We start from the raw sequence: 23,884 nt of genomic DNA on the forward strand, positions 1-23,884 counted from the left end.
AGGAGAGAAAATTTTTGTTGTCAGCTTGTTTATCGGAGGTGAAATTGGGGAATGCTTAAAAATAGCAAATAATAACCCACAAACAGTGGTTATATAAACTACAGTATCGAGCAATTATCAAGGTAAAGGTGGCAATGGTAGAGCCTGAAAACAAACTATCTGCCCTAAAAGATGGTTGGACTTCCCAAGAAACAAGAGAAAAACAACGCCTCGAAGCATTGTCAGAATTAGGTTTGCGGCAATCAGAAACAATTCCTGTCTTTGAAGAAGCCACTCAAACTGCTGCTCATTTTTTGGAAGCACCGATTTCTATTTTGGGATTTGTAGATCAAGAACGTCATTGGTTCAAGTCAGCAGTAGGTTTATCTAGACTGGGACTAATGAATCATTTAGCGCAAAGCCGTCAATTATTACGCCGGGAATCTTTTTGCACCCAAGTGGTGGATAGTTTCCAATTTTTAGTGATTAATGATACACATAAAATTACTGATTCAGTACTGGCTTCTAGCAAGTTGATACAAGATTACGGCATTCGCGCTTATTTGGGAGCGCCATTGATTGATGCGTCCGGCCATTGTTTAGGTGCATTGGCGGTGATGGATTTAGTGCCGCGTAACTTTACCACTCGAGATATTGAATTTTTACAAATCATAGCTCGTTGGAGCATGAGTGAGTTTGAGCGTAATCGACTGCTAAAAGCAAAGTCAGAAGTCAGTATTCCCAAAAATACAATTAGCTTATCATTCAGCGACGATAGTAGCAGTGAGATCAAAATTACCCCGCCTGTTTTAGCACAAGACTCTGTTTCTACTAAGCAACTAAAACTAGAACTCTTAGAACAGCTAACTCAGGAGTTACGTACGCCTTTAACATCTGTACTAGGAATGGCTAGCGTCTTAGGACGTGAGATTTACGGACCTTTGACGACTAAGCAAAGAGAATATCTCGATATCATCCAACACAGCGGTCGATATTTACTATCCTTGGTTAATGAAATTACCGAATTAGGAGCAATGGATGAAGGCTCAACCGATTTGAACCTAGCTCCTGTAGATATTGAGATGGTATGCCAACAAGCTATCAATACTCTAGAAGAAGCTGTTAATCGCCGCGAGCAAGATATTCGCCTATCTATCGAACCTGGACACAGTCGCATTTGTCCTTTGGATAAAGATAAGGTGCGACAAATGCTGTATCACCTAATTTTTAGCGTGATTCAACTCTCTGCTACAGGTAGTGTGGTGCGCATTCATGTATCTTACAAAGAAAATACACTTAACATTACGGTTTGGGTTTCCCATCCTTGGTTGGGAGACGGTATAACCGAGGTTGATCCTTATTTTCGCCTTAGCCCCTTGTCTTTACTGGAGCTTACAGGTGAGGCAGCAACCTATAATATTCATGCAGACAGCCATGAACTAGCAGGAAATTTACCGCTAGTAGTGGAAAAGTCAAAAAACTTGAGTGATTCTCACTCAGATGTCCTAACTCTAAATTCAGGGATAGATGTTACTCAGCCACATAGTAGTTTGTCTCGCGAAAGCTTAGGACTATTACTTAGCTGTCAGCTAGCAGAATTACACAGTGGACAAATTACGATTCAAGGTTCTCCAGAATCAGGATACCGCTATGTGCTGTCTTTGCCATTGCAAGTTGTGACTTCCACAGAAGCAGTTAATGATGTTTAATTAGGCCAAGTTACTAAATAGCATCATGAAGTGCGTACATCCTCCTGGTGAATCCTACCCTAGCCTTTGGCAAACCGCGTACTCTGAAAATTCTGCTTAGGAATATCCCTAACGGAGTACGCGAGAGTTGTCTGCGATGGGAAAGCGTCTACAGCACTGCTTCACCAGGACGCATGAGAAATCCAAAATTGTCGTCTTAAAACAGCGCTCTTGATAGAATTTCTGACAAGTGACTGCATAATCCGCAGCATCAGAAAGACGTGGGGATGCCGTTTGCATGATGATTAGTTTACTCCAAGTCAGAACTAGTTCGCCGTCAGGCCTTCCCGGAGGTTAACTAGAGTAGCTGAGGAAGAGAGACGCAAAGATGCAGAGAATATTGCCAGTGGGCAAAGTTATTTCGGCAAACTATTAGGGATTTATATTTTTTACTCAGCACTGTTTCAAATCAAGCTGTTGGAACTAGCACGACTGGAAATTTGTCAGATGATGGGCAAGAAGTCAAAAGTCATCAATATTGAATAATGATTATGGACTATTGATGAAATTCCCAATCTGCATTATTACCCTTTTGTAACTACCCGCATTATGATCGATTCCAAGTTCTACGCGGGCGTGCTAATCAGTCACAGCGTTTTTTATGAATTTAGTCTGGCAAAGATTCACGTTATCTTATTTCACAGTCCAAGAATATTTTGCTACCAGCTACCTCCACCGATCTTTGGTGGGGCTGTTATCCTCGTGGCGACAAAGTAGTGTCTTGATCCAGTGGGGAGACACAATTGCGGTTGCCTTACTTAGTCTAGTGTATGGTCTGGCACCCTTTGTATCAACTACTTTGCTAGGGTTATTGCTGGCGGCTTGTGTAGGATTTTGGCTATTGCTGACTTTATCTGATGAAACAGCACCAACAAACGCCTCATCATTTACCCCTATTCACTTGCTGGTATTGCTCTACTGGGCAATTGCCGCAGTAGCTACAGCATTCTCACCAGTAAAAAAGGCAGCGTTAAACGATTTGGTAACTTTAACGCTATATTTGCTGCTGTTTGCTCTTTGTGCTAGGGTGCTGAGGTCGTCCCGCTTGCGGTCTTGGCTGATCACTCTCTACCTGCACGTTTCGCTAATTGTTAGTGTGTATGGGTTGCGGCAATGGTTTTTTGGTGCAACTGCATTAGCCACTTGGGTTGACCCAGAATCGCCTCTAGCTAAGACTACAAGGGTTTACAGTTATTTAGGTAATCCGAATTTATTGGCTGGTTATCTTTTACCAGCGGTAATTTTCAGTTTGGTGGCAATTTTTGCTTGGCAAAGCTGGTTTAAGAAAGCCCTAGCGTTGACAGCATTAATTGTTAATAGTGCTTGTTTAGTTCTCACGTTTAGTCGTGGCGGCTGGATTGGTTTAGTGGCGGCAGTATTAACAGTGATGGCATTGCTTATTTATTGGTGGAGCGTGCAAATGCCTCCTTTTTGGCGCACTTGGTCATTGCCAATTATTCTGGGAGGTTTAATTGGAGTATTGCTGCTAGCGGTCATTTTTATCGAGCCTGTGCGCTTACGGGTTTTGAGTATTTTTGCCGACCGTCAAGATAGCAGTAATAATTTTCGCAGGAATGTCTGGGATGCTGTCTTCGATATGATTCGCGATCGCCCTATTTTGGGTATTGGTCCTGGTCATAATGCTTTTAATAAAATCTATCCCCTCTATCAACGCCCCCGTTATAGTGCTTTGAGTGCCTATTCGATTTTGCTAGAAATTGCTGTGGAAACTGGCTTTATTGGTTTAGCCTGCTTTCTGTGGCTAATAATCGTGACTTTTAATACAGGTTACATGCAAATAACACGACTGCGACAGTTGAGAAGCGTCGAGGGCTTTTGGCTAATTGGGGCGATCGCATCTATGGTAGGTATGCTTGCTCACGGGACTTTTGATACTGTTTGGTTTCGTCCTGAGGCTAATAGTCTGTGGTGGCTATTAGTGGCTTTAATTGCTAGTTATTGGACACCTCTAAGTCAAAACCAGAACTTAGACTTAAGTTCCGCTACCTCTGAACCAGCAACAAACTAAAATCTGTTAGTTGTCAGTAAACCCACAACTGACAACTAACTCCGTGATAATTATTAATTGCTTAGTCTCTATAATCTAGTAGCCCCTGGGGTATTGGGATCTCGATAACGGGTTGGTTCGTCATCACGCTTTTTACCTGTCAAGCCAGCCAGACCTAATAAACCAATTAATCCCAGCCAACCCCAATCAAAATCATTGCGCTCGTAGGTTGTTGTGCTTGGGGTAGTGCGGGTTCCAGAGTCAGTAGTAGTACTTTGGGCATGTACAGGTAGAGTTAAGGACAAAATTGCCATACTCAAGCTCAGAACGCCAGTGCTCATCACTTTGGTGAAATTGCGTGTCATGGTGAAAGTTCCTCATCCCTTCCTAGATTACTTATCACTTTACCGAGTTTAAGAAATAACAAAATCAATCTATGGCGATAAAATCGGCTTTTTCTTAACTCTGACTGAGGGTAGACAACCAAGCTTTTTGCTTCAATGAATTTCTGACTCTAGTGTGGTAATTTAGCCAAAATAATGCCTAATAATTTTTTATTGCCCGTTGCATATCGCGTTGATCTTGGCGTTTTTTCAGGTCTTCTCGCTTATCGTGGAGCTTTTTACCTTTACCAAGGGCTATACTTACTTTCACCCGACCACGTTTGAAGTACATCTTTAAAGGAACTAAAGTCAAACCCTGCTGTTCCACTTTGCCAATTAGCTTGCGGATTTCCTGGCGATGCAGTAACAGCTTACGCGTCCGCCGTGGTTCATGATTAAAATATTGACCGCTGGCAGTGTAAGGTGAAATATGCACGTTGATTAACCATGCTTCGCCATTACGAATTAAAGCATAGCCATCTTGGAGATTGACTTTACCTGCACGAATCGATTTAACCTCTGTTCCTGTCAGCTGAATTCCGGCTTCGTAGGTTTCCAGGATTTCATACAAATAACGGGCTTGTCGATTGTCGCTAATTACTTTGAAACCTTCGCTTTTGTCACTCATTGAAAATTGTGTGTACTTAAAATGTGCTTAAAAAACGTTTGAGTCCGTAGAAGAATTTATTGAGGCTATATTAAACTACTATAAATGGTTACTCTAGGTATGAGACTTATCTTCGTAATTTAGCTTTTTCAAGTTCTCAAGGAAATTTTTCCAGCAAATTTTCCCTCAAATAGACCCTTGATCAAGTAGATTTTAATTTACAGTAGGGTAAAAGATTACTCTATCGTTTTGGTTAGTTGTTATGAATTACAACATTATCTACATTTGCCAAGCACTAGGATGGGTGCCTGCGTTAAAATTTATTAACAATTTCTAAAGAATTAAGATTTTCTTTATAAATCAGTCCTGAGGCAGTAATTAGCTGGTAATCCTGTCATAGTATGAAACATAAGAGCACATCATTCTTGCCTGTGTTCACTAATAGTGCTCAAACAAGCCAATTTGTTAGTAAAAAAAATGCTAGGGGTGTACTGTCCATGCCCTTGACAATCCTTATAGTGGATGACGATTTGGGCACTCGTCTGTCTATTAGCGATTATCTTGAACTGTCTGGTTACTCAGTGATTACGGCGAATGATGGTCAAGAGGCTTTGGCGATGGTTGAGGAGTACCATCCTGATTTGATTGTCACTGATATTGTTATGCCAAGAATGAATGGCTATGAATTAGTGCGCCGGGTGCGTCAACAAGCAGAGTTCCGTTTACTACCTGTAATTTTATTAACAGCACGGACCAAGACTCAAGAACGAATTCTGGGCTACCAGTCAGGTTGCGATTTATATTTGCCTAAACCTTTTGAATTAGAAGAGCTAGCAGCAGCTATTCGTAATCTTCTGGAGCGATCGCAAATTATTCAATCAGAATATCGTTTTTCTCATCAAGAAAACTTGGGCAATTCCAGCCAAACAAAAACGGCGGAAGCACATTCTTCAGAAATTACTCAGATTCAGAAATCTCAAATGCTCTCATCCTTGACTTCCAGAGAACAGGAAGTGCTAGAACTGTTAACGCATGGCCTTTCTAATGCCGACATGGGTCAACAGCTACATCTGAGTGCGCGTACAGTAGAAAAGTACGTTAGTAGCTTATTGAGAAAAACAGCCACCAATAACCGAGCTGAACTGGTTCGTTTTGCAATGAAGCATGGTTTAGTAGAATAATATAACCAGATACTGAGTCATCACTGTACTGACTATAAAGTTAGCTTTTTACACAGTACATAACGAGCCAGAGCAAGTTATACCGATTCAAAAAATCTTTACAACATAACAGATACTTTGTAGAGACGTTAGATTTAACATCTCTACAAAGTATCTGTTGCGTTCTTTTTTGCAATTAATCTGGCTTTAATCCAAGAAAAAATTTTTTCCCTCAATTCAAAGCCAAGGAGAAAACATCTTAGTTAAACCCCTCAGTTTCTTGCTTAAGTCACTCAATACTCACGTTCTTAATTGCTGACTAATAATATTTTGCAGCAGACCCTCACAAGCATCGACTAAAAGATCGATCACTTGATTAAATCCTTCTGGACCACCATAGTAGGGATCGGGAACTTCTTTGAGAGTATGCTTAGAACAATAGCCACACATTAAACGGACTTTTTCGCGATCGTGCTGAGTTGGATCTAGAATCAGGATATGGTGATAATTTTGGCGATCCATTGCCAAAATCAAGTCAAAATCTTGAAAGTCCGATTTATGAAACTGGCGGGCTTGACCTCGCAGTTTGATTCCCAACTTTTTAGCCGCTGCGACACTCATGCGGCGGTCAGGTGGACTACCAATGTGATAACTAGATGTACCAGCAGAGTCACAGACAATACTATTGCTTAAGCCAGCCTGCTCAATCAAATGATTCATAATATTTTCTGCCGATGGCGAGCGACAGATATTACCCAGGCAGACAAAAAGTAGTTTGTAAGGCATTACTATTTCGCTTCGCTAAGTCAAAAGTCAAGAGTCCAAAGTCAAAAGTAATTCATTTTGACTCTTGACTCTTGACTTTTAACTAAAATCCAGGAAGTTCTAGTCCACTGGTCAAATCTTCCATGCGTTCCCGCATTGTAGCTGTGGACTTGTTGTAGGCGTCTTTCATTGCTACTGTCACCAGGTCGGACAGTACATCTGCACCTTCTCCTAGAGCTTCTGGAGAAATTTCCACTCGTTTGGGTTCTTGGTTGCCACTGACAATTACCTTGATCAGACCACCGCCAGACTCTCCTTGAATCTCCATTTGCTCCAATTCTTCTTGGAGCCGCTTTGCGCCTTCTTGAACTTGCTGCGCTTTTTTGAAAGCTTCGGCCAGTTCTTTCATTTTTCCCAAGCCAAAGCCAAAACCCTGTCCTTTACCTGTCATAATAGATAGTCCGCGTGTGCGTTCAATAACAAATCAAATTCAATTATAGATGCGGTAGGCAAATTGCCTCTTTTTTTACTCATAATTAATGCATTGGAGAATTGATAAAGCAATAAGTCAGCATTGACTGCTGAGCGCTGCGATCGCAAGTTTCCACAAGCTCAACAAGCGAGCTGAAACTCTCCGAGCATTTTAACTTCTGGCTCTAACCAAATGGACCAGCGGTCTTGCACCTGGTGCTGAATATGACGGATGAGACAAAAGATATCGCTAGCTTTTGCGCCACCACGGTTAAGGATAAAATTGGCATGGAGTTGTGCTACTTGCGCTCCACCAATTTGGAAGCCTTTTAACCCAGTTTGCTCAATTAACCAGCCAGCAGAGTAGGGTTTGGGATTGCGAAAAACACTGCCGCAACTAGGAAAATTATAGGGTTGGGTAGTCAATCGGTGCTGTTTATGTTGCTTGGTTGCTGCTAAAACTTTCGCTGGATCTGCTCCTGGACGAAGTTGGAAGGTCGCTTGGGTAACTATACGATCTCTACCTTGCAATAGTGAAGTTCGGTAAGTATAACCTAACTCCGCAGGTGTGAGAGTTTCTAAGGTCCCATCAGGTGAAAGTACCTGAGCGCTGACCAACATATCTGCGGTACAGCTATTGTGTGCGCCTGCATTCATCACAACAGCACCCCCAACAGTTCCGGGGATACCGACAGCCCATTCTAGTCCTTCCCACCCCAAATCTGCTGCTGCCCACGCCAAGCTAGGAATTGATTCGCCAGCAGCGACGGTTAATTGTCCTGTTTCTGGCTCAAAATGACTATATCGGAGATGACGAGTTGCAATCACTAAACCCGGTAAACCGCGATCGCTCACCAACAAGTTAGAACCTGCACCTAGTACTGTTACTGAGATGCCACGTTCTTTTGCATACTTCAAGCCAGCTTGTAATGCTTCCAAGTTGCGGGGGGCAATGTACCATTGTGCTGCTCCACCCACTCTATAGGAGGTATACGCTGACAACGAAGCTTGGGACTTGATCGCACAATCAGTGCCAGGTAAATAAATTACCGGGCTTTCGACGGAATTAGCTGTTTCCTGTTTCTCTGTAGTCAATGTAGAAACTGTGCAGACGTTGCCATCTGCCTGGGAGATTATCATCTTTAGATCGATTTAGAGAAATTTTTACATTTATCTGCCGTAACAATACGGCCGTACTATGAAATTTTTATGAAACTGTGACAAATTAAATAGACACTTGTTTCAAGAATGAAACTTCGTCAGTGTTATCACTTAAGATGTAGCTTTTGCTGGTTCGCAAAGTGTAGCAATTATTTCTGGAATTGTTTGATTCAAGTTTCCAGCACCGAGAAATAGTGCTAAGTCGCCTGGACGCAATGTTTTAAGTAAGAATTCGCTTACTGAAGGCAAGGTTGGTTGATAAACAACCTGTGGGTGGTGTTTGGTAATTGCCTCTGCTAATAGTTCACCGCTAACTTGCCCTAAATTGGGTTCTCCTGCACTGTAAATATCAGTCAGCACAACCAAATCAGCATGAGTAAAAGATTCAGCAAATTCTTCTAAAAATGTCAGTGTCCGACTATAGCGGTGGGGCTGGAAAATAGCCACAACTCTTTGCCCTGGTCTAGCTTGGAGACGTGCCGCAGCTAAAGTAGCGCGAATTTCACTAGGATGATGGGCATAGTCATCAATGAAAGTAATACCATCGACTTCACCTCGAAACTCAAAGCGTCGTCTTGCGCCTTCAAAGGTGGCAATACCCTTGGCAATTTCTCCAAATTCTAAGCCCAATAATCGACCTACTGCTACAGCTGCTAAAGCATTGCTTAGGTTATGCCGACTAAGTAGGCGCAAATTCAACATGCCTAAAGCTTTACCTTTTTCCCAAACTAGAGCTGTAGTCCCATCAGCACGATAGTCAATATTAGTGACACTATAGTCAGCGTTGCTATCTGGATGTAGGCTGTAGGTGATTGTTGGTTTTAGGCGATCGCGTACTGTTGCACAATCGATGCTACCTACCAATGTCTGACAACCTTGAGCAAACTCTTGAAAGATATCAACGACTTCTTCTAATGTTTCATAGTGATCGGGATGATCGAGTTCAATATTGGTGATTATGCCAATTGCTGGGGCATGTTTTACCAAAGAACCATCTGATTCATCTGCTTCAGCTACAAGATACCTACTTTCTCCTAATCTGGCATTACCTTCCCAAGCATTAACTTCGCCACCCACGAGAATGGTTGGATCTAAACCAGCTTTTAATAGCATATAGCCAATCATACTACTGGTTGTAGTTTTTCCGTGGGTTCCAGCAACTGCAATGCTGTAATAATCGGCAATTAACGCAGCTAGTACATCTGAACGATGCCAAATTGGGCAACCCAATTCTAGAGCTGCTTTATATTCTAAATTAGTCGTGTTAATTGCTGTTGAACAAATTACTTGAGGCAGTGTTGAGTTAGCAGCACTATGCAATTCTGCTTGTGAGTTTAATGCTACTCCAGAGGTTACTCGAGGGCGAAAGAATTCAAGATTGCTTGCTTCTTGTCTACTAAAAATATGAGTCCCGATAGATTCTAACTTTCGCGTAATGTGGTTTGGACGAAGATCCGAACCTGATACTGGCAATTGACGTTTGGCGAGAACATATGCCAGAGCAGACATACCTATACCGCCAATCCCAATGAAATGAAATGGTCTACCGCTAAAATCTACTGAATTATTCATTGATTACTCCTCTTACACCACACCACACCATAATCACAAATGACACGCGTATCATAACAGGAATTGGATTTTTACTGTAACTACTCCTGTATGTATTTAATTTTTGAAGTTTCGTTGATTTTCCTCCTCTTGTTTTTTGCTTCAGAATGATTTTACCTTTGTTAGAGGTTTTTGCTATTTCTGAACTGTATCTTATGATTATTCGGAAAATTTCTGCCACATCGGGAAAGAAATTCTTGTAATGAGAAACACATATTTTGATGTCCTTACTGGAATTGGCTACAATACTCTGTTTCTATTGAAACTGCTTTTAAATTAGATAAAGCCTAGGGGCGAATTGACTACAATAGTACATTGATAGTGAAATGTTTTTGAAATTGAATAAAAGCCCGATCTAACTGGATGCAGCAATTAGCAATTTTTGGTGGCACATTTGATCCAATTCATTGGGGACACTTACTTATAGCCGAGACAGCTTTGCATCAAGTACCTGTAAAACAGATAATTTGGGTGCCATCGCTAAATCCTCCACATAAACAGGCGGCTTCATTTGAGCATCGCTTAGAAATGCTAAAACAAGCTACAAAAGATAACCCCGCCTTTAGTGTTTCACTAATTGAGGCAAATCGCCCTGGAACATCCTATGCCATCAATACCCTAATCGATTTATGTGCTGCTTATCCTAATACTCGCTGGTACTGGATTGTTGGCTTGGATGCTTTCCAAACCTTGCCCCATTGGTACCGTGGGCACGAACTAGCTCAAATGTGTGATTGGTTAATTGCACCCCGACTCCTAGGTGGTGAGACTATAGCTCAAAGTGAGTTAATCTGCAAGCAAGTAGAGCAACATTTGACAAATCAGTCTGTGATCATTCGCTGGCAATTACTGCATATACCTTTAGTTGGAGTTTCGTCAAGTCTAATTCGCCAATTAATCAACGTACGCCAATCTATTCGATATTTAGTTGCGGAGCCGGTAAGGCTGTACATCGCCGCCCACAACCTTTACTCAAAGTAAATCTGAATAAATTATGTGTTTTTTTCCGGAACTAACACTTTATGGTTATTAATGCTCCCCCCCTTTGCGATATGATTGGGGTCAACGATATAAACATATAGGCATAAATACAGAGGGCAAGACACTGTGATTAGAGTGGCAATCAACGGTTTCGGGCGGATTGGACGTAACTTTGCACGCTGCTGGGTCGGTAGACAGAACAGCAACATCGACCTTGTCGCTATTAATGACACATCAGACCCTAGAACTAACGCTCACCTGCTGAAATATGACTCAATGCTAGGGAAGTTAAAGGATGCTGACATTACAGCGGATGATAATTCGATCATCATTAACGGTAAGACCATTAAGTGCGTATCTGATCGCAATCCAGAAAACTTGCCCTGGAAAGATTGGGGAATTGACCTAATTATCGAAGCAACAGGTGTTTTTACCAGTAAAGAAGGCGCAATGAAGCATGTGAATGCTGGAGCCAAAAAGGTTCTGATCACTGCCCCTGGTAAAAATGAAGATGGCACCTTTGTAATGGGTGTGAATCATCATGACTATGACCACAACACCCACCACATTATCAGCAACGCCAGCTGTACCACCAACTGCTTGGCTCCGATCGCCAAGGTGTTGAACGATAAATTCGGGATCATCAAAGGTACGATGACCACTACTCACAGCTACACAGGTGACCAGCGCTTACTAGACGCTTCTCACCGTGATGTACGCCGGGCTAGAGCAGCAGCTATTAATATTGTACCCACCTCCACTGGTGCAGCAAAGGCAGTAGCATTAGTAATCCCAGACTTGAAAGGCAAGCTCAATGGCGTTGCCTTACGTGTACCTACCCCAAACGTCTCAATGGTAGATTTCGTAGTTCAGGTTGAGAAGCGTACTATTACGGAAGAAGTTAATCAAGCCTTAAAGGATGCGTCCGAAGGTCCACTCAAAGGATTTTTGGATTACAGTGAACTACAACTTGTATCATCCGACTATCAAGGTACTGATGCTTCTTCAATTGTTGATGCTAGCTTGACTATGGTTCTGGGTAATGACCTAGTAAAAGTCATGGCTTGGTATGACAACGAGTGGGGCTACAGCCAACGAGTTCTAGATTTGGCAGAACTAGTAGCTGTAAAGTGGCAATAATTGGTCAATAGTCATTGGACAAAGGACTACTAGCTAAAATGTTGAAATCCCTGATTAAGATTTAAAGTTTGGTCGGGGATTTCTTTGTTTTCATCGCGTAATAGTACTGTTGTTCCTGATGTAATCGTGCCGATAATTGCTGCACCTTGACCGAGTTGTGGCACTAAAGCTGATGCTGCATCTTTTGGTAAACACAGGACTAACTCAAAGTCTTCGCCGCCGTATAGGGTATAGTCAAGGGCTTGCTGCTGAGTTAGCCAGCCGTCAAAGGGTGCTGCTAAGGGAATTTGTCTGATTTCTAGAATAGCGCCAACCCTACTAGCACGACAGATTTGCACAATAGCATCTGCTAAACCATCGCTGCTATCCATCCCAGCAATGAGGGGCGTAGGAGAATAGGAATTTAAGATTTCCCAGAGTATGGGTAAAACATCTAATCTTGGCTGGGGATGCTGGTGTGCTGTGATTAAAGCCGCCTTTTCTGCATCATTGAGGTTTTGTCCTATTTCGGGGTGTAAGAGTAGTTCTAAGCCAGCATGGGATGCTCCATGAACACCTGTGATGACGATCGCATCTCCCACTTGAGCAGCAGAACGACGGATAATTCGACTGGGATCAGCTTGACCAAATGCGGTAATTGACACAGTAGTTACAGGCGATCGCACAATATCACCACCAACAATTGGGGTATTGTACTTTTGCAGGCATTCTGTCATTCCCTGGTACAAACGTTCAACCCAACTGACGCTAACATCCCCTCGAAGTCCCAACCCCACAGTGATCCCCAAAGGTGAAGCACCCATTGCTGCCAAATCTGATAAATTAGCAGCAGCAGCACGCCAACCAGCATCTTCTGGCGAGGTGGTGACATTACTAAAATGCACACCATCAACCAAGACATCTGTCGTCACTACCAAAGTTTGTCCTGGCGCAGTTACAAGCACAGCAGCATCATCCCCAATTATTTCTTGAGGACAATAGCTCTGCAATCTGGCTAATAGCCCTTGTTCACCAATATCTTTTACTTGTAAGGAAGAGAACTCACTATTCACAATCGGTGTACTCCGACTTTCTACTGTTTTTCTACTGAGCACTACTTATGGTTAGGATAAAAGTAACGTTCAGGAGTTCGTTGAGATGGTCACTACACCAGTAACCAGTATCACTTTTGAAGAGTACTTAACCTATGATGATGGTACAGGTTTTCATTATGAACTGGTGGATGGCAGATTAGAATTAAGCGGTTGAGTTTCCCTTGACTGTGCTTTCGAGAAAGTGAGTGAGAATTGGCACAAATAAATCTAAGTTGACTGATTTACAGCAAATTTCAAGTTAGTGAAGTACCGATCCTAAGCCTCAAACCCAAGCATAAAGACTGTTTTACTTCTGAATTCTGAATTACGCCTGATGTGAATCAGAAAGGTCTTTTACCCCATAAGGGTTTCTAAATTAGCCCAAAATCATATTTTTGTGCCTATCTACGAAATTACAAGGGTTTCAAGACTTTATTCACATTAAACGTGAATTCTAACTCCTGAATTCTGCTGTATCTTTGGTGACGGTGGAACAAGCAAAAGAATTGATGAATGTGTCAGTAGTATTTCAGTCACCACCATTGTTGATTGTAGAGGTGGTCAATCCAGATTCGGTGAAACGGGATTATCGCTATAAGCGGTCTGAATATGCGGCGTTGGAAGTTCCAGAATATTGGATAGTAGACCCTTTAGCAGAGAAAATTACAGTGTTATTACTGGAAGAGGGACTCTACGAAGAAACAGTTTTCACTGGCAACCAGCAGATTGTATCGCAGACTTTTCCCGAATTAGCGATACCTGCGGCGGCACACTTCGTGAACGCAGTTGATTTGGTATTGAGTTCTGGAAATCTTAGTTAGAGCAATCATGGTTTTCGTAGTAAGCGCAAAAGCACTGAGAATTAGCACTTAAGTGCTTACTACAAATTTTATTTTATGCTGTTTGTGGCTGAACCAAATTTTCTAAACCCTGAACGACAGTAGCCGACTCAATTTTGTCTCCTGCCTTGAGTTGATCCAAAACTTCTTTGCCCTCGGTAAGATAGCCAAAAACGGCGTAGCGACCATCTAATAGGTTGCGTCCGGCTGGGGTGAGTTCTGGTTCAAACAGAAAGAAGAAAAATTGTGAGGAAGCACCATTTACTTGACTTTCAGGACGGGCCATGACCACAGCACCAAAGGAAGAGAAAGGTAGAACTGGCATATCTATGTAACGTCCAGCCTCTTCCAGAGTGATACCGTAAGTGGGGGCTTTATCGCCTTGAACTAGGACTTCTAAGGGAATAGCACGGTATTTCCCGGTTTTGGGATCAATAAAACCGACATCTTTACCTGGTGGATCTCCAGTTTGTAAGAAATAAGATTCTTCTGAACGGGTAAATTCTAAGCCGTTATAAAAACCACGTTGTACCAAATCAACAAAGTTACCAGCGGTGACAGGGGCGCTATAACCATCCACGACAACGGTAAGATTACCTTTGTTGGTTTTAATGTCCACAGTAGCCCGACCTTTAAGTTGAGGTAGGTTACTGTACTCCTTAGGCACTTCAAAAGGAAATTGCTTAACCATTGACTCTTCTATAAGAGTCACGAGATTTAGGAGTTTATCGCGTTCTTCTTGGATTTTTTCTTTATCTTTGACTTTGACCAATTCTTGCAATTGATTAACGCCAGATTGCAATTCATCAATCCAAGCTTTGGCTTGGGGTTGGCGTTCTTCGGGAACGCTTGCTAGGATTTTGGAGGATTGATCGAGAGATCGGGATGCCTTGCTCAGATCTTTGGATATAGCTCCCCATCGCCGATTTGCCCGCAGTTGGTTGGAGATATCTTCTAAACTGGCTTGCAGTTGCCGCACAGGTTCATTGTCTATCGGGAGTGCATACCGCAACAGAGATCTGCCGTCAGTAATTGCATTCCCAGCTGGTAGGGCGGCGCTACTGGAGGGAGTCCACCCAGCTGTACTTATGCCTAAAAATATTGTTACCAGCAGTATTGCCATGAGGCTGTTCTTCAGCCAGGATTTTAATAAGTTAAACATGGTATGGCTTAAATGCAGCATCAAATTGTTGACTGGACGTAACCCATCACTTATCTTCCCACAGTAAGAGTGCCCAGTTCTGAGTCCACAGTCAAAAGTCCATTGTCAACTGTCATTTGTCCTTTGCCCTTTACTATTTGTTCCATGACTAATGACTAATGACTCATGACCAATGACTAATAACTAATAACCAATGACGACCCTTGAGGGGTACAATAAATGCCGATTGTCTTCCAAAACTTGAAAGTTTCATGATCTCCAGTAACGACTTTCGACCCGGTGTCTCAATTGTTTTAGATGGGTCTGTATGGCGAGTGATAGACTTCCTCCACGTTAAGCCAGGTAAAGGCTCGGCGTTTGTGCGGACAACATTGAAAAATGTCCAGAGTGGAAAGGTTCTGGAAAGAACTTTCCGCGCTGGGGAAACAGTACCGCAAGCGACTCTAGAAAAAATCACGATGCAGCATACCTATAAAGAAGGTGATGAATTCGTGTTTATGGATATGGAAAGCTACGAAGAAGGCAGATTGAGCGCAACGCAAATTGGCGATCGCGTAAAATACCTCAAAGAAGGCATGGAAGTTAACGTCATCCGTTGGGGCGAGCAAGTGCTAGAAGTGGAATTGCCTAACTCTGTGGTTTTAGAAATCGTGCAAACAGATCCAGGTGTTAAAGGAGACACAGCCACAGGTGGTACTAAACCAGCAATTCTAGAAACTGGTGCAACTATCATGGTTCCCTTGTTTATTGCTCAAGGAGAACGCATCAAAATTGATACCCGTGACGATAAATATTTAGGCAGGGAATAATTATCATCTCATTTGAGAGCAATCCCGATTTCAATCCCTTTTTAGGGATTAAATCCCTGCCACACTTAACATTATTCTTTACGTACAGGTCGAGGTAATAAAAACTGTGCCATTGGACTTTAATGAAATTCGCCAACTGCTAGCAACTATTGCACAAACAGATATTGCTGAAGTCACGCTCAAAAGCAACGACTTTGAGCTAACGGTACGTAAAGCTGTTAGTTTCAGCAATCATATTGTGTCAGTAGGTCAAGCAGCATCAGGCGGTGTGGTTGGTGTAGGATTAACATCGTCGGTTGCGCCTGTTGCACACCAGACAGTATCAACTGCGGTAGGAGAAACAGGGACAAGTCGTGTCCTAGATAATGCTACCACTGCCTCTAGCGTGCAGTTATCAGGATCTTCCTCAGCGATTGACAAAAGATTAGTAGAAGTGCCTTCCCCAATGGTAGGAACGTTTTATCGTGCTCCCGCACCAAATGAGTCACCATTTGTGGAAGTTGGCGATCGCATCCGCAGTGGTCAAACAGTCTGTATCATTGAAGCGATGAAGCTGATGAACGAAATTGAAGCGGAAGTATCCGGACAGGTGATGGAAATTTTGGTGCAAAATGGCGAACCTGTAGAATATGGTCAGCCTTTAATGCGAATTAACCCTGATTAAGTATTAATCTATATATGACATGAGTCGTTTTTAAAGTTGTCAGTACCGCGGGTCAATCCTGATGAAACAAGTGTTGCCTGTACCACCAGAAGTGGTGCAACAAGTAGCTGAATACTTCAGTCTGTTAAGTGAACCTATGCGCCTTCGGCTGTTGCACTTACTACGAGATGAAGAAAAATGCGTACAAGAATTGGTAGAGGCAACACAGACTTCGCAGGCAAACGTCTCAAAACACCTGAAGGTAATGTGGCAAGCAGGTATTCTTAGCCGCCGCAGTGAAGGAACTTGCGCCTACTACCGGGTGGAAGATGAAATGATTTTTGAGTTGTGCAATCGGGTTTGCGATCGCCTCGCTACCAGGTTAGAACAGCAAGCCCATAACTTTCGGGTGTTGAATAGCAAACTATAGGTTGGTCATTTGTCATTTGTCATTTGTCCTTTGTTATCTGTTGTATAACTAATGACTAATGACTAATGACTAAAGTGGATAATCTTTCTTAAAGTTTTCACGCGTTAGTGGCTGTTCTAACTCTACGCCTTCGCCACCTAAAACATCCAATTGCTTGCCATTGACATCAATGTACACCTTGGCATTTGGATTTAAAGTTGTAGCAGTGTAAACAACTTGCCCGACACGACCCATCATGGAACTGCTACCACCCCCACTGGTAAAATCTTCAGATAAATTAATGTGGATCTCATCATTGTTGGCTTTTAGACCCAACAATTTAGTGCCTTTGGGAATGGTAGTAGATTCGGCACCTTCGGTTGGTCCTGCTAATAAATTTTGGAAAGCCTTTTCTAAAACTTGGTTAGGTTGACTAGCAGCTATTTTGACTGGTTGGGGAGCCAGTGCCAAATTTTTGCCATTGTCTTTCAGCCAATAGATGTTAGCAGTTTGCTCTTGACCTGGCTGTGCTGTTGAGGATTTTCCTGGCTGGGTTAATGTTCTTGAGGGATCTGTTGGTGTCGGCGGATTGCTGGAGTGTAAAGTAAGCCAAGCCACGCCACCACTGACCGCTACCACCGCTGCTGAGACAGCTGCAATTACACCTGAAGAATTTCGATTAGATCCTTGTTGGTCATTCATATTCAAAACCTGGTTGACTGAGGGCTGAGATGGTCGTTGTGGGAAGAGCAGCCTGATTAAGGACGATACTTATAAATGGAGAGTTTCCAAACACTTAGAGTATGGCTATTTTTAACTACAATGCCGCCATATCTCTTTCCGCAGGGACTACTTCTAATTTTAGATTCGTACTTCTAGTCCGTCACCTGTCCAATTATGTAAATCTCATCGTTTATTGAGATAATTTACAATTCGACGCAGGGTGGCTATTGAACAGAATACTAATAAATTAACGATTAAGGTAGACGCACCAAATTGAGATATACAGGGACGAAAGAAAGATTTTGTAAAAAATTTTATCTGCGCCCCTTGCGTTGAATTATTAACTTATATCGCTGCTGTAATCCACTGTTTGATTGTACTTGTCACTTCATTAATGTCAATTTCTTGAGATTGACGAGTTGCTCTTTCTACAACTTCTACCTTGCCATTAGCGATCGCTCTACCAGTGACTATTCTGTAGGGTATACCAATCAAATCAGCGTCTTTGAATTTTACTCCTGCCCGTTCATCGCGGTCATCAAGTAAAGTTTCAATTCCGGCTTGATTCAGTTCACTGTAGAGTTTTTCGGCGATTTGTACTTGTTGGGCATCTTTAATGTTAGGAATTGTGACAATTGCATGATAAGGTGCGATCGCTACTGGCCAAATGATCCCATCTTTATCGTAGGATTGCTCTACAGCAGCTTGCGCCAGCCGCGACACGCCCACGCCATAACAACCCATGAATAGAGGTTTTTCTTCCCCTTGTTCATTGGTATAATTTGCGCCCATCGCCACAGAATACTTTGTCCCTAATTGGAATATGTGACCAGCTTCTATCCCACGGGCGCTTTGTAAGGTTTGTTCTGGATTGTGGATAGCGCGATCGCTTGGTCTAGCTTTGCGAATATCTACTACTAATTGAGGCAATTTAAATTGCTCGCCCCAATTAGCGCCAACTACGTGATAACCAGTTTCGTTTGCACCTGTGACAAAGTTCTTTAAATCAACGGCTGTTTTATCTACAAGTCGCAAAAACTTGGGATGTACCTGTTTATTGCCCTTAATATAGTCATCTGCGATATCGGGTGCAATGTAACCTAAAGGTAGAGATTTTGCTGCCCATGTAGCTTGTGTTTCAGCGTTGGGTACAGTCAAGGCAATAATCGTTTTAGCACCGTAATTAGCAGCTAGCTTGGTCAATTCGTTTTGTAACTTGACTTCGTTAACTTCCTGATCGCCTCGGATGCTGACCAAAACTAAAACCGTTACGCCATTGTCATAAACTGTCTGGTAAAGAACATTCTTCACCACTTGGGTAGGAGAACATTTGAGGAATTTACAGACTGTTTCAATGGTGTCTGTTCCTGGTGTATCGCGTTTCTCATAGGTTGTAAACTGGGAGGTTACAGCATCAGCTGGTAAAGAAATAGCTTTTTCTACATTGGCGGCGTATTTCCCATCTTCTGTGTAGAGAACTTCATCTTCTCCGGCTTCCGCCAGTATCATGAATTCTGTCGAACCAGAACCGCCAATAGCACCAGAGTCAGCTTCAACTGCACGGAAAGCCAAGCCAGCACGCCGCAGCATATTGCTGTAAGCCTTGTACATATCTTGGTAAGTGGCTTTGAGGCTTTCTTCATCAGTATGGAAGGAGTAGCCATCCTTCATGATAAATTCCCGCCCACGCATCAAACCAAAGCGGGGACGAATTTCATCACGGAATTTTGTTTGAATTTGGTAGAGATGCAGTGGTAGCTGACGGTAAGAGCGAATCATATCACGCGCGATCGTGGTGATGACTTCCTCATGAGTCGGGCCTAACCCTAATTGTTGCTCTCGACGGTCGATGAGGGAAAACATAATACCCTCAGCTTTCGTGTAAGTATCCCAGCGTCCTGATTCTTTCCATAACTCAGCAGGTTGTAATTGCGGTAACAAACATTCTTGCGCGCCTGTGGCGTTCATTTCTTCGCGAACAATCTGGGAAACTTTTTGCAATACCCGCCACATCAGTGGCAAATAAGCATAAACACCACTACCGATGCGACGAATATAACCTGCACGCAGTAATAATTTATGACTGGGAATCTCCGCATCAGTTGGATCATCCCTCAGTGTAACGAATAACATTTGTGACAGTCGCATCGTTTATTCCCTTTCCCGAATTACTAATGAATTATGAATGATGAAGTATGAATTATGAAGTATAAAGTGTTATTCATTTGAATTTTTTACTGCGCTTTGCGTATCATTTGTTATTTCTCTGCGTTCCCACATACCCCTTCTGCCTCTTGCCCTCTGCCTTCTTGATCGCAATTTCTTAGGAGAAAACTACCTTGTCTAACGGAATTTACCAAGCACAGCCACCTCTAGAATTTATTCCTCCGAGGTTTAACCCCTTATTACTTCAATTGACGCACCTGTTACTACCAAGCTGGATCAACTGGAAAACGGCCATTACTCACATTGAAGCTGACAACGTAGAAATTTTAGCCGATCTTTATCATCAATTTCAGGAAGGTAAGACTAGGTTTTTGCTAGCATTTCGCCATCCGAAAACGGAAGATCCGGTTTGTTTAGGCTACTTACTTTCGCAACTCGTGCCTCAGGTAGCACGTGAACAGGGCATAAAAATTGAATCTCCAATTCATGCTCATTTTATCTACGATCGCGGCATTCCTCTATGGGCAGGTCAACATATCGGCTGGCTGGCTTCACATTTAGGCGGGACTCCTATCCAGCGGGGGAAAGCCGACTGGAATGGTTTGCGTTCGGCGCGTGACTTATTTGCCAACGGGAAATTCCCGATGGCTGCTGCGCCAGAAGGGGCCACCAATGGTTTATCGGAGATTATCAGTCCCCTAGAACCAGGTATTGCCCAATTAGGCTTTTGGTGTGCTGAAGATTTGCACAAAGCTGGACGCTCCGAGCAGGTTTTAATTGTACCAGTTGGGATTAAATATAGTTACGTTGCTGCTCCGTGGGGTGCGATCGCCCAGCTGTTAAGTGAATTAGAAGCGGCTAGTGGTTTACCTGTAAATCCATCAGAAAATGGCAATAGTGCCACAATTGAGTCCCTTTATCCGCGATTGTTGACTTTGGCAGAAAAGTTATTGACGTTGATGGAACAGTTTTACACAAAGTTTTATCATCAAAAGCTGCCAGAGATTATTTTGGCACCAGAAGAAACAAGCGATCGCAACCAAGCATTAACAGCACGCTTGCAAGCATTGATGCACATAGCATTACAAATGTCAGAGCAGTATTTTGACTTAGCACCTAAGGGAGCTTGGAACGATCGTTGTCGGCGGGTAGAGCAAGCAGGCTGGAATTATATCTTTAGAGAAGAGTTTAAGGATATCAAAGCATTATCTCCCATAGAACATGCTTTAGGCGATCGCGTTGCCGAAGAAGCAAACCGCCGAATGTGGCACATGCGCTTAGTAGAAAGTTTTGTTGCTGTTTCTGGTAGCTATATTAAAGCCAAACCCACAGCAGAAAGGTTTGCTGAGACAACCTTGCTTTTGAGGGACATGGTAAATAAAATTCAAGGCACTAATAGCCTATTGCACCGTCCGCAATTGGGTAAGCAACAGGTAAAAATCAGTATTGGTGAGCCGATATCTGTTTCTGAACGCTATCCAGTTTATAAAGCTAATCGCTTAGGTGCGAAGCAAGCCGTAACTGAATTGACCAATGATTTACAGCACACGATGGAGAGTTTGATTGTCAAAGAAGGATAAGGAGATTCACCATTACATTCTAAAAATTGGCTAAATAAACTAAGAGTGAAAACTGACAGTATCTTTTATCGACTCTTTCAAGAGGTTCCCAGTATTTTCTTTGAACTTATTGGCAACCCACCCGAAACCGCTAACATCTATCAATTTTCTTCAGTTGAAATTAAGCAAACAGCTTTTAGAATTGATGGTGTTTTTCTTCCTACTCAAGATACAAACAATCCCATTTATTTTGTCGAAGTCCAATTTCAACCAGACGCAGATATTTACTCGCGTGTAATTTCCGAAATATTTTTATATTTGCGGCAGAATAAATCTAAACATACTTGGCAAGGAGTAATTATCTATGCAAGCAGAAGTATTGATACAGGAAACATTAAAGATTGTCACGAATTCTTTAGCAGCCAGCGTCTGACACGAATTTATTTGGATGAATTAGGTGAAGTAGCATCACTGCCCATAGGTATTGCTACCATGAAATTAATCATTGAGAATGAAGATACAGCCATTACCACCGCCAGAGAGTTAATCAACCGTACCAAGCAAGCTGTAAACTTACAATTGCAACAGCAGCAGCTATTAGCATTGATAGAAACTATTTTGGTTTATAAATTTCCGCAAATGAGTCGAGAGGAGATAGAAGCAATGTTTGGCTTAAATGAGTTGAAACAAACGCGAGTTTATCAAGAAGCAAGAGAAGAAGGTGAACAAGAAGGTAAACAAAAAGCAAAATTAGAAGCTGTACCTAAACTTTTAGCATTAGGGTTAACTGTTGAACAAATAGCACAGGCGTTAGACTTAGATGTTATACAAGTGCAGCAAATAGCACAGCAAACACCCCCAAATGAATAGCAAAGCGATCGCAGCATTTTGTATATGAACAAAATTACTATATCTAACCTTGATGATGACATGAAATCTCGTCTACAAAAGGAGCCAAAAAACTTAGTCGTAAATAAATTTGATGTCAGTCCTCACAGAAACTTTAGAAAGAATCTTTAAGCATCTGCAACAACATAGAGCAGAGATAGCTTCACTTCTTCAACCAGGATTAACCATTGAAGAAATTCAATCTCTAATTAAACATTTACCTTTTTGTTTACCACAAGAAGTTTATGAACTTTACCAGTGGCGTAATGGTATAGATTATTCAAATATTTCAAAAGTTGAAAATTTACATCTTAATATCAGTTTTATTCCTGGACTTGACTTTCTACCTTTGGAAGAAGCGATAGAATCTTCTAAAGAAATTGAGGAATTTAGGAATCAATATACTTCACTAGAGGAAGAGAACTGCCATAAAACCTGGTTTCCAATCTTCGGTTCTGATGATTTAGAGTACCTAATTGTTTTTGGCGATTCGGTGATTAGTCAAGATTCACCTATAATGCACTGTCATTTAGGAGGTGGAAGTTTACCTCAAGTTAAATATCCTAATCTTACAACTTTCATGAAGGTAGTCGCAGAATGTTATGAAACAACTGCCTATTATATTGTTGAGCCGTCGAAATATAATTATCTTAGTTCATATTTAGAAGAAGACGCAAAACAAGTTGCTGAAATTGAACGTAAGTATTTTTCTGAACAACTAGAGGCAGTATTAAAAGCATTATTTCAACCCAGAGCTTTACTGGAAAACGAGACATTTGATATTTTATATCGCTTTAAAGATCCAAGATTTATAGAACCAATGATTCATGCTCTTCATCTACCTTTATATGAAGTAAATAATGAAGAAGAAAATATATTAATTCGTATAAGAGCAGCTATGATTCTTGGAGAAATTGGAGATTTGAGAGCAGTCGAGCCTCTGATGAGAGCATTAGAATCCCGGCTGAACCAAGACCGTGGATACTCTGTTGCAAATAAAGCAGCAGAAGCACTTAGAAAATTAGGAGACCCCAGAGCTATTAAATCGTTGAAACTATTTTTGCAAAATAATAAACAGATTCTTCCAACTTTTATACCATCGCCTTCATGGCTTGAGCGAATTGCTCTTCAAGAAGCGCGAGAGGAAGCAAAATGGGCAATCGAAGAACTGAAAAAGAAAAGTTATTAATACTAAAAATGAATGTATATATTTAAAACAAATACGGGAATGCAGAGTTATTTGCATTTTGTTCTTTTCTATAGAAAATAGGCGGACTGGGAGCTTACCCTTTCCACCTGTAAAATTTGCTTACCAAATATGTGTGCAAATTAAGTTAAGTGATTTTCTAACAAAGATGCGATCGCTTCTGGATGAACTTTCTTGTATTGCTTTTTACCAATACGTACTACGCAGTTAGGTGCGCTGCTGCAACGTTTTTGGCAGCCTGTATGCTCAATTGTCACTTTGTCGAGTAAACCGCGATCGCCAGGTTACCCAATTGCAGAGGTAATCTTTCATGGTTTGCAGGTTGGTAGTCTACCAGAATGAGATAATATCTCAGCGTAATTCTCCGCTTGCTTCACAACTTTAGATACACT

The 23,884-nt window shown here is 42.0% G+C and carries 21 protein-coding genes and 2 pseudogenes; 12 read left to right on the top strand and 11 right to left on the bottom strand.

Features of this window, described 5'->3' with window-relative positions; all coding sequences use genetic code 11:
- Window positions 1–134: 134 nt before the first annotated feature.
- Both BV372_RS03335 and BV372_RS03340 read left to right on the top strand, forming a co-directional pair.
- Window positions 135–1,688: a GAF domain-containing sensor histidine kinase gene (locus BV372_RS03335; protein WP_086683253.1), complete on the top strand. Its 1,554-nt coding sequence runs from the start codon at window positions 135–137 to the stop codon at window positions 1,686–1,688.
- 640 nt (window positions 1,689–2,328) lie between these two features.
- Window positions 2,329–3,756, top strand: a complete 1,428-nt coding sequence (locus tag BV372_RS03340; RefSeq protein WP_086683256.1) for an IctB family putative bicarbonate transporter — start codon at window positions 2,329–2,331, stop codon at window positions 3,754–3,756.
- A 68-nt stretch (window positions 3,757–3,824) separates the two neighbouring features.
- Here BV372_RS03340 and BV372_RS03345 read toward each other — a convergent pair whose 3' ends face one another.
- Together BV372_RS03345 and smpB are read right to left on the bottom strand one after the other, a co-directional pair.
- Window positions 3,825–4,100, bottom strand: coding sequence for a WGxxGxxG family protein (locus BV372_RS03345; RefSeq protein ID WP_086683261.1), 276 nt, complete (start codon window positions 4,098–4,100; stop codon window positions 3,825–3,827).
- Between the two features lie 178 nt (window positions 4,101–4,278).
- Window positions 4,279–4,746 (bottom strand): SsrA-binding protein SmpB, encoded by a 468-nt coding sequence (gene smpB / locus BV372_RS03350; RefSeq protein WP_086683264.1) that lies wholly within the window; start codon window positions 4,744–4,746, stop codon window positions 4,279–4,281.
- 476 nt (window positions 4,747–5,222) lie between these two features.
- Between smpB and BV372_RS03355 the strand changes: the two genes are divergently transcribed.
- The gene (locus BV372_RS03355; RefSeq protein WP_086683347.1) at window positions 5,223–5,906 is read left to right on the top strand and encodes a response regulator transcription factor; all 684 of its coding nucleotides are present in this window, start codon (window positions 5,223–5,225) and stop codon (window positions 5,904–5,906) included.
- Window positions 5,907–6,185: 279 nt separating this feature from the next.
- On the opposite strand, the gene BV372_RS03360 is transcribed toward BV372_RS03355, so the two are convergent.
- The 4 genes from BV372_RS03360 to murC all read right to left on the bottom strand — a co-directional run bounded on the left by BV372_RS03360 (window position 6,186) and on the right by murC (window position 9,854).
- Entirely contained in the window at window positions 6,186–6,671 is a 486-nt protein-coding gene (locus BV372_RS03360) for a low molecular weight protein-tyrosine-phosphatase (protein ID WP_086683267.1), read from the bottom strand.
- A gap of 82 nt (window positions 6,672–6,753) precedes the next feature.
- On the bottom strand, window positions 6,754–7,101 hold the full coding sequence (locus BV372_RS03365; RefSeq protein ID WP_086683271.1) for a YbaB/EbfC family nucleoid-associated protein: 348 nt from the start codon (window positions 7,099–7,101) through the stop codon (window positions 6,754–6,756).
- Between the two features lie 161 nt (window positions 7,102–7,262).
- Window positions 7,263–8,261: a UDP-N-acetylmuramate dehydrogenase gene (gene murB, locus BV372_RS03370; protein WP_086683274.1), complete on the bottom strand. Its 999-nt coding sequence runs from the start codon at window positions 8,259–8,261 to the stop codon at window positions 7,263–7,265.
- Window positions 8,262–8,393: 132 nt separating this feature from the next.
- Entirely contained in the window at window positions 8,394–9,854 is a 1,461-nt protein-coding gene (gene murC, locus BV372_RS03375; protein ID WP_086683277.1) for a UDP-N-acetylmuramate--L-alanine ligase, read from the bottom strand.
- A 402-nt stretch (window positions 9,855–10,256) separates the two neighbouring features.
- Between murC and nadD the strand changes: the two genes are divergently transcribed.
- Window positions 10,257–10,874 carry a nicotinate (nicotinamide) nucleotide adenylyltransferase gene (gene nadD / locus BV372_RS03380; protein ID WP_086683280.1) on the top strand — a complete coding sequence of 206 codons (618 nt, stop codon included), beginning with the start codon at window positions 10,257–10,259 and terminating at the stop codon, window positions 10,872–10,874.
- 126 nt (window positions 10,875–11,000) lie between these two features.
- Complete coding sequence (locus BV372_RS03385) at window positions 11,001–12,014, top strand: type I glyceraldehyde-3-phosphate dehydrogenase (protein WP_086683283.1); 1,014 nt, start codon at window positions 11,001–11,003, stop codon at window positions 12,012–12,014.
- Between the two features lie 29 nt (window positions 12,015–12,043).
- Here BV372_RS03385 and thiL read toward each other — a convergent pair whose 3' ends face one another.
- On the bottom strand, window positions 12,044–13,066 hold the full coding sequence (gene thiL / locus BV372_RS03390) for a thiamine-phosphate kinase (RefSeq protein ID WP_086683286.1): 1,023 nt from the start codon (window positions 13,064–13,066) through the stop codon (window positions 12,044–12,046).
- A gap of 500 nt (window positions 13,067–13,566) precedes the next feature.
- Between thiL and BV372_RS03400 the strand changes: the two are divergent.
- Window positions 13,567–13,908, top strand: a pseudogene (locus BV372_RS03400) (Uma2 family endonuclease); the annotation flags it as partial.
- 73 nt (window positions 13,909–13,981) lie between these two features.
- On the opposite strand, the gene BV372_RS03405 reads toward BV372_RS03400, so the two are convergent.
- Complete coding sequence (locus BV372_RS03405) at window positions 13,982–15,088, bottom strand: peptidylprolyl isomerase (protein WP_086683289.1); 1,107 nt, start codon at window positions 15,086–15,088, stop codon at window positions 13,982–13,984.
- Window positions 15,089–15,339: 251 nt separating this feature from the next.
- Here BV372_RS03405 and efp point away from each other — a divergent pair, with 251 nt between their 5' ends.
- The 3 genes from efp (at window position 15,340) to BV372_RS03420 (ending at window position 16,970) form a co-directional block, all read left to right on the top strand.
- Complete coding sequence (gene efp / locus BV372_RS03410; RefSeq protein WP_086683292.1) at window positions 15,340–15,897, top strand: elongation factor P; 558 nt, start codon at window positions 15,340–15,342, stop codon at window positions 15,895–15,897.
- Between the two features lie 106 nt (window positions 15,898–16,003).
- A complete protein-coding gene (gene accB, locus BV372_RS03415) occupies window positions 16,004–16,561 on the top strand; it encodes an acetyl-CoA carboxylase biotin carboxyl carrier protein (protein ID WP_086683295.1) in 558 nt (185 codons plus the stop codon).
- A 61-nt stretch (window positions 16,562–16,622) separates the two neighbouring features.
- Entirely contained in the window at window positions 16,623–16,970 is a 348-nt protein-coding gene (locus BV372_RS03420) for a metalloregulator ArsR/SmtB family transcription factor (RefSeq protein ID WP_086683299.1), read from the top strand.
- Between the two features lie 69 nt (window positions 16,971–17,039).
- On the opposite strand, the gene BV372_RS03425 is transcribed toward BV372_RS03420, so the two are convergent.
- Both BV372_RS03425 and BV372_RS03430 read right to left on the bottom strand, forming a co-directional pair.
- Window positions 17,040–17,651: a GerMN domain-containing protein gene (locus BV372_RS03425; protein ID WP_086683302.1), complete on the bottom strand. Its 612-nt coding sequence runs from the start codon at window positions 17,649–17,651 to the stop codon at window positions 17,040–17,042.
- Window positions 17,652–18,017: 366 nt separating this feature from the next.
- A complete protein-coding gene (locus BV372_RS03430; RefSeq protein WP_086683305.1) occupies window positions 18,018–19,820 on the bottom strand; it encodes a proline--tRNA ligase in 1,803 nt (600 codons plus the stop codon).
- A 191-nt stretch (window positions 19,821–20,011) separates the two neighbouring features.
- Here BV372_RS03430 and BV372_RS03435 point away from each other — a divergent pair, with 191 nt between their 5' ends.
- The 3 genes from BV372_RS03435 to BV372_RS03445 all read left to right on the top strand — a co-directional run bounded on the left by BV372_RS03435 (window position 20,012) and on the right by BV372_RS03445 (window position 23,474).
- Entirely contained in the window at window positions 20,012–21,418 is a 1,407-nt protein-coding gene (locus tag BV372_RS03435) for a glycerol acyltransferase (protein ID WP_086683308.1), read from the top strand.
- Between the two features lie 45 nt (window positions 21,419–21,463).
- Complete coding sequence (locus tag BV372_RS03440; RefSeq protein WP_086683310.1) at window positions 21,464–22,267, top strand: Rpn family recombination-promoting nuclease/putative transposase; 804 nt, start codon at window positions 21,464–21,466, stop codon at window positions 22,265–22,267.
- Between the two features lie 112 nt (window positions 22,268–22,379).
- Complete coding sequence (locus tag BV372_RS03445) at window positions 22,380–23,474, top strand: HEAT repeat domain-containing protein (protein WP_086683313.1); 1,095 nt, start codon at window positions 22,380–22,382, stop codon at window positions 23,472–23,474.
- 140 nt (window positions 23,475–23,614) lie between these two features.
- Here BV372_RS03445 and BV372_RS03450 read toward each other — a convergent pair.
- Window positions 23,615–23,770, bottom strand: a pseudogene (locus BV372_RS03450) ((2Fe-2S) ferredoxin domain-containing protein); the annotation flags it as partial.
- Window positions 23,771–23,884 lie beyond the last annotated feature (114 nt).

This window comes from Nostoc sp. T09, assembly GCF_002154695.1.
Lineage (GTDB): Bacteria > Cyanobacteriota > Cyanobacteriia > Cyanobacteriales > Nostocaceae > Aulosira.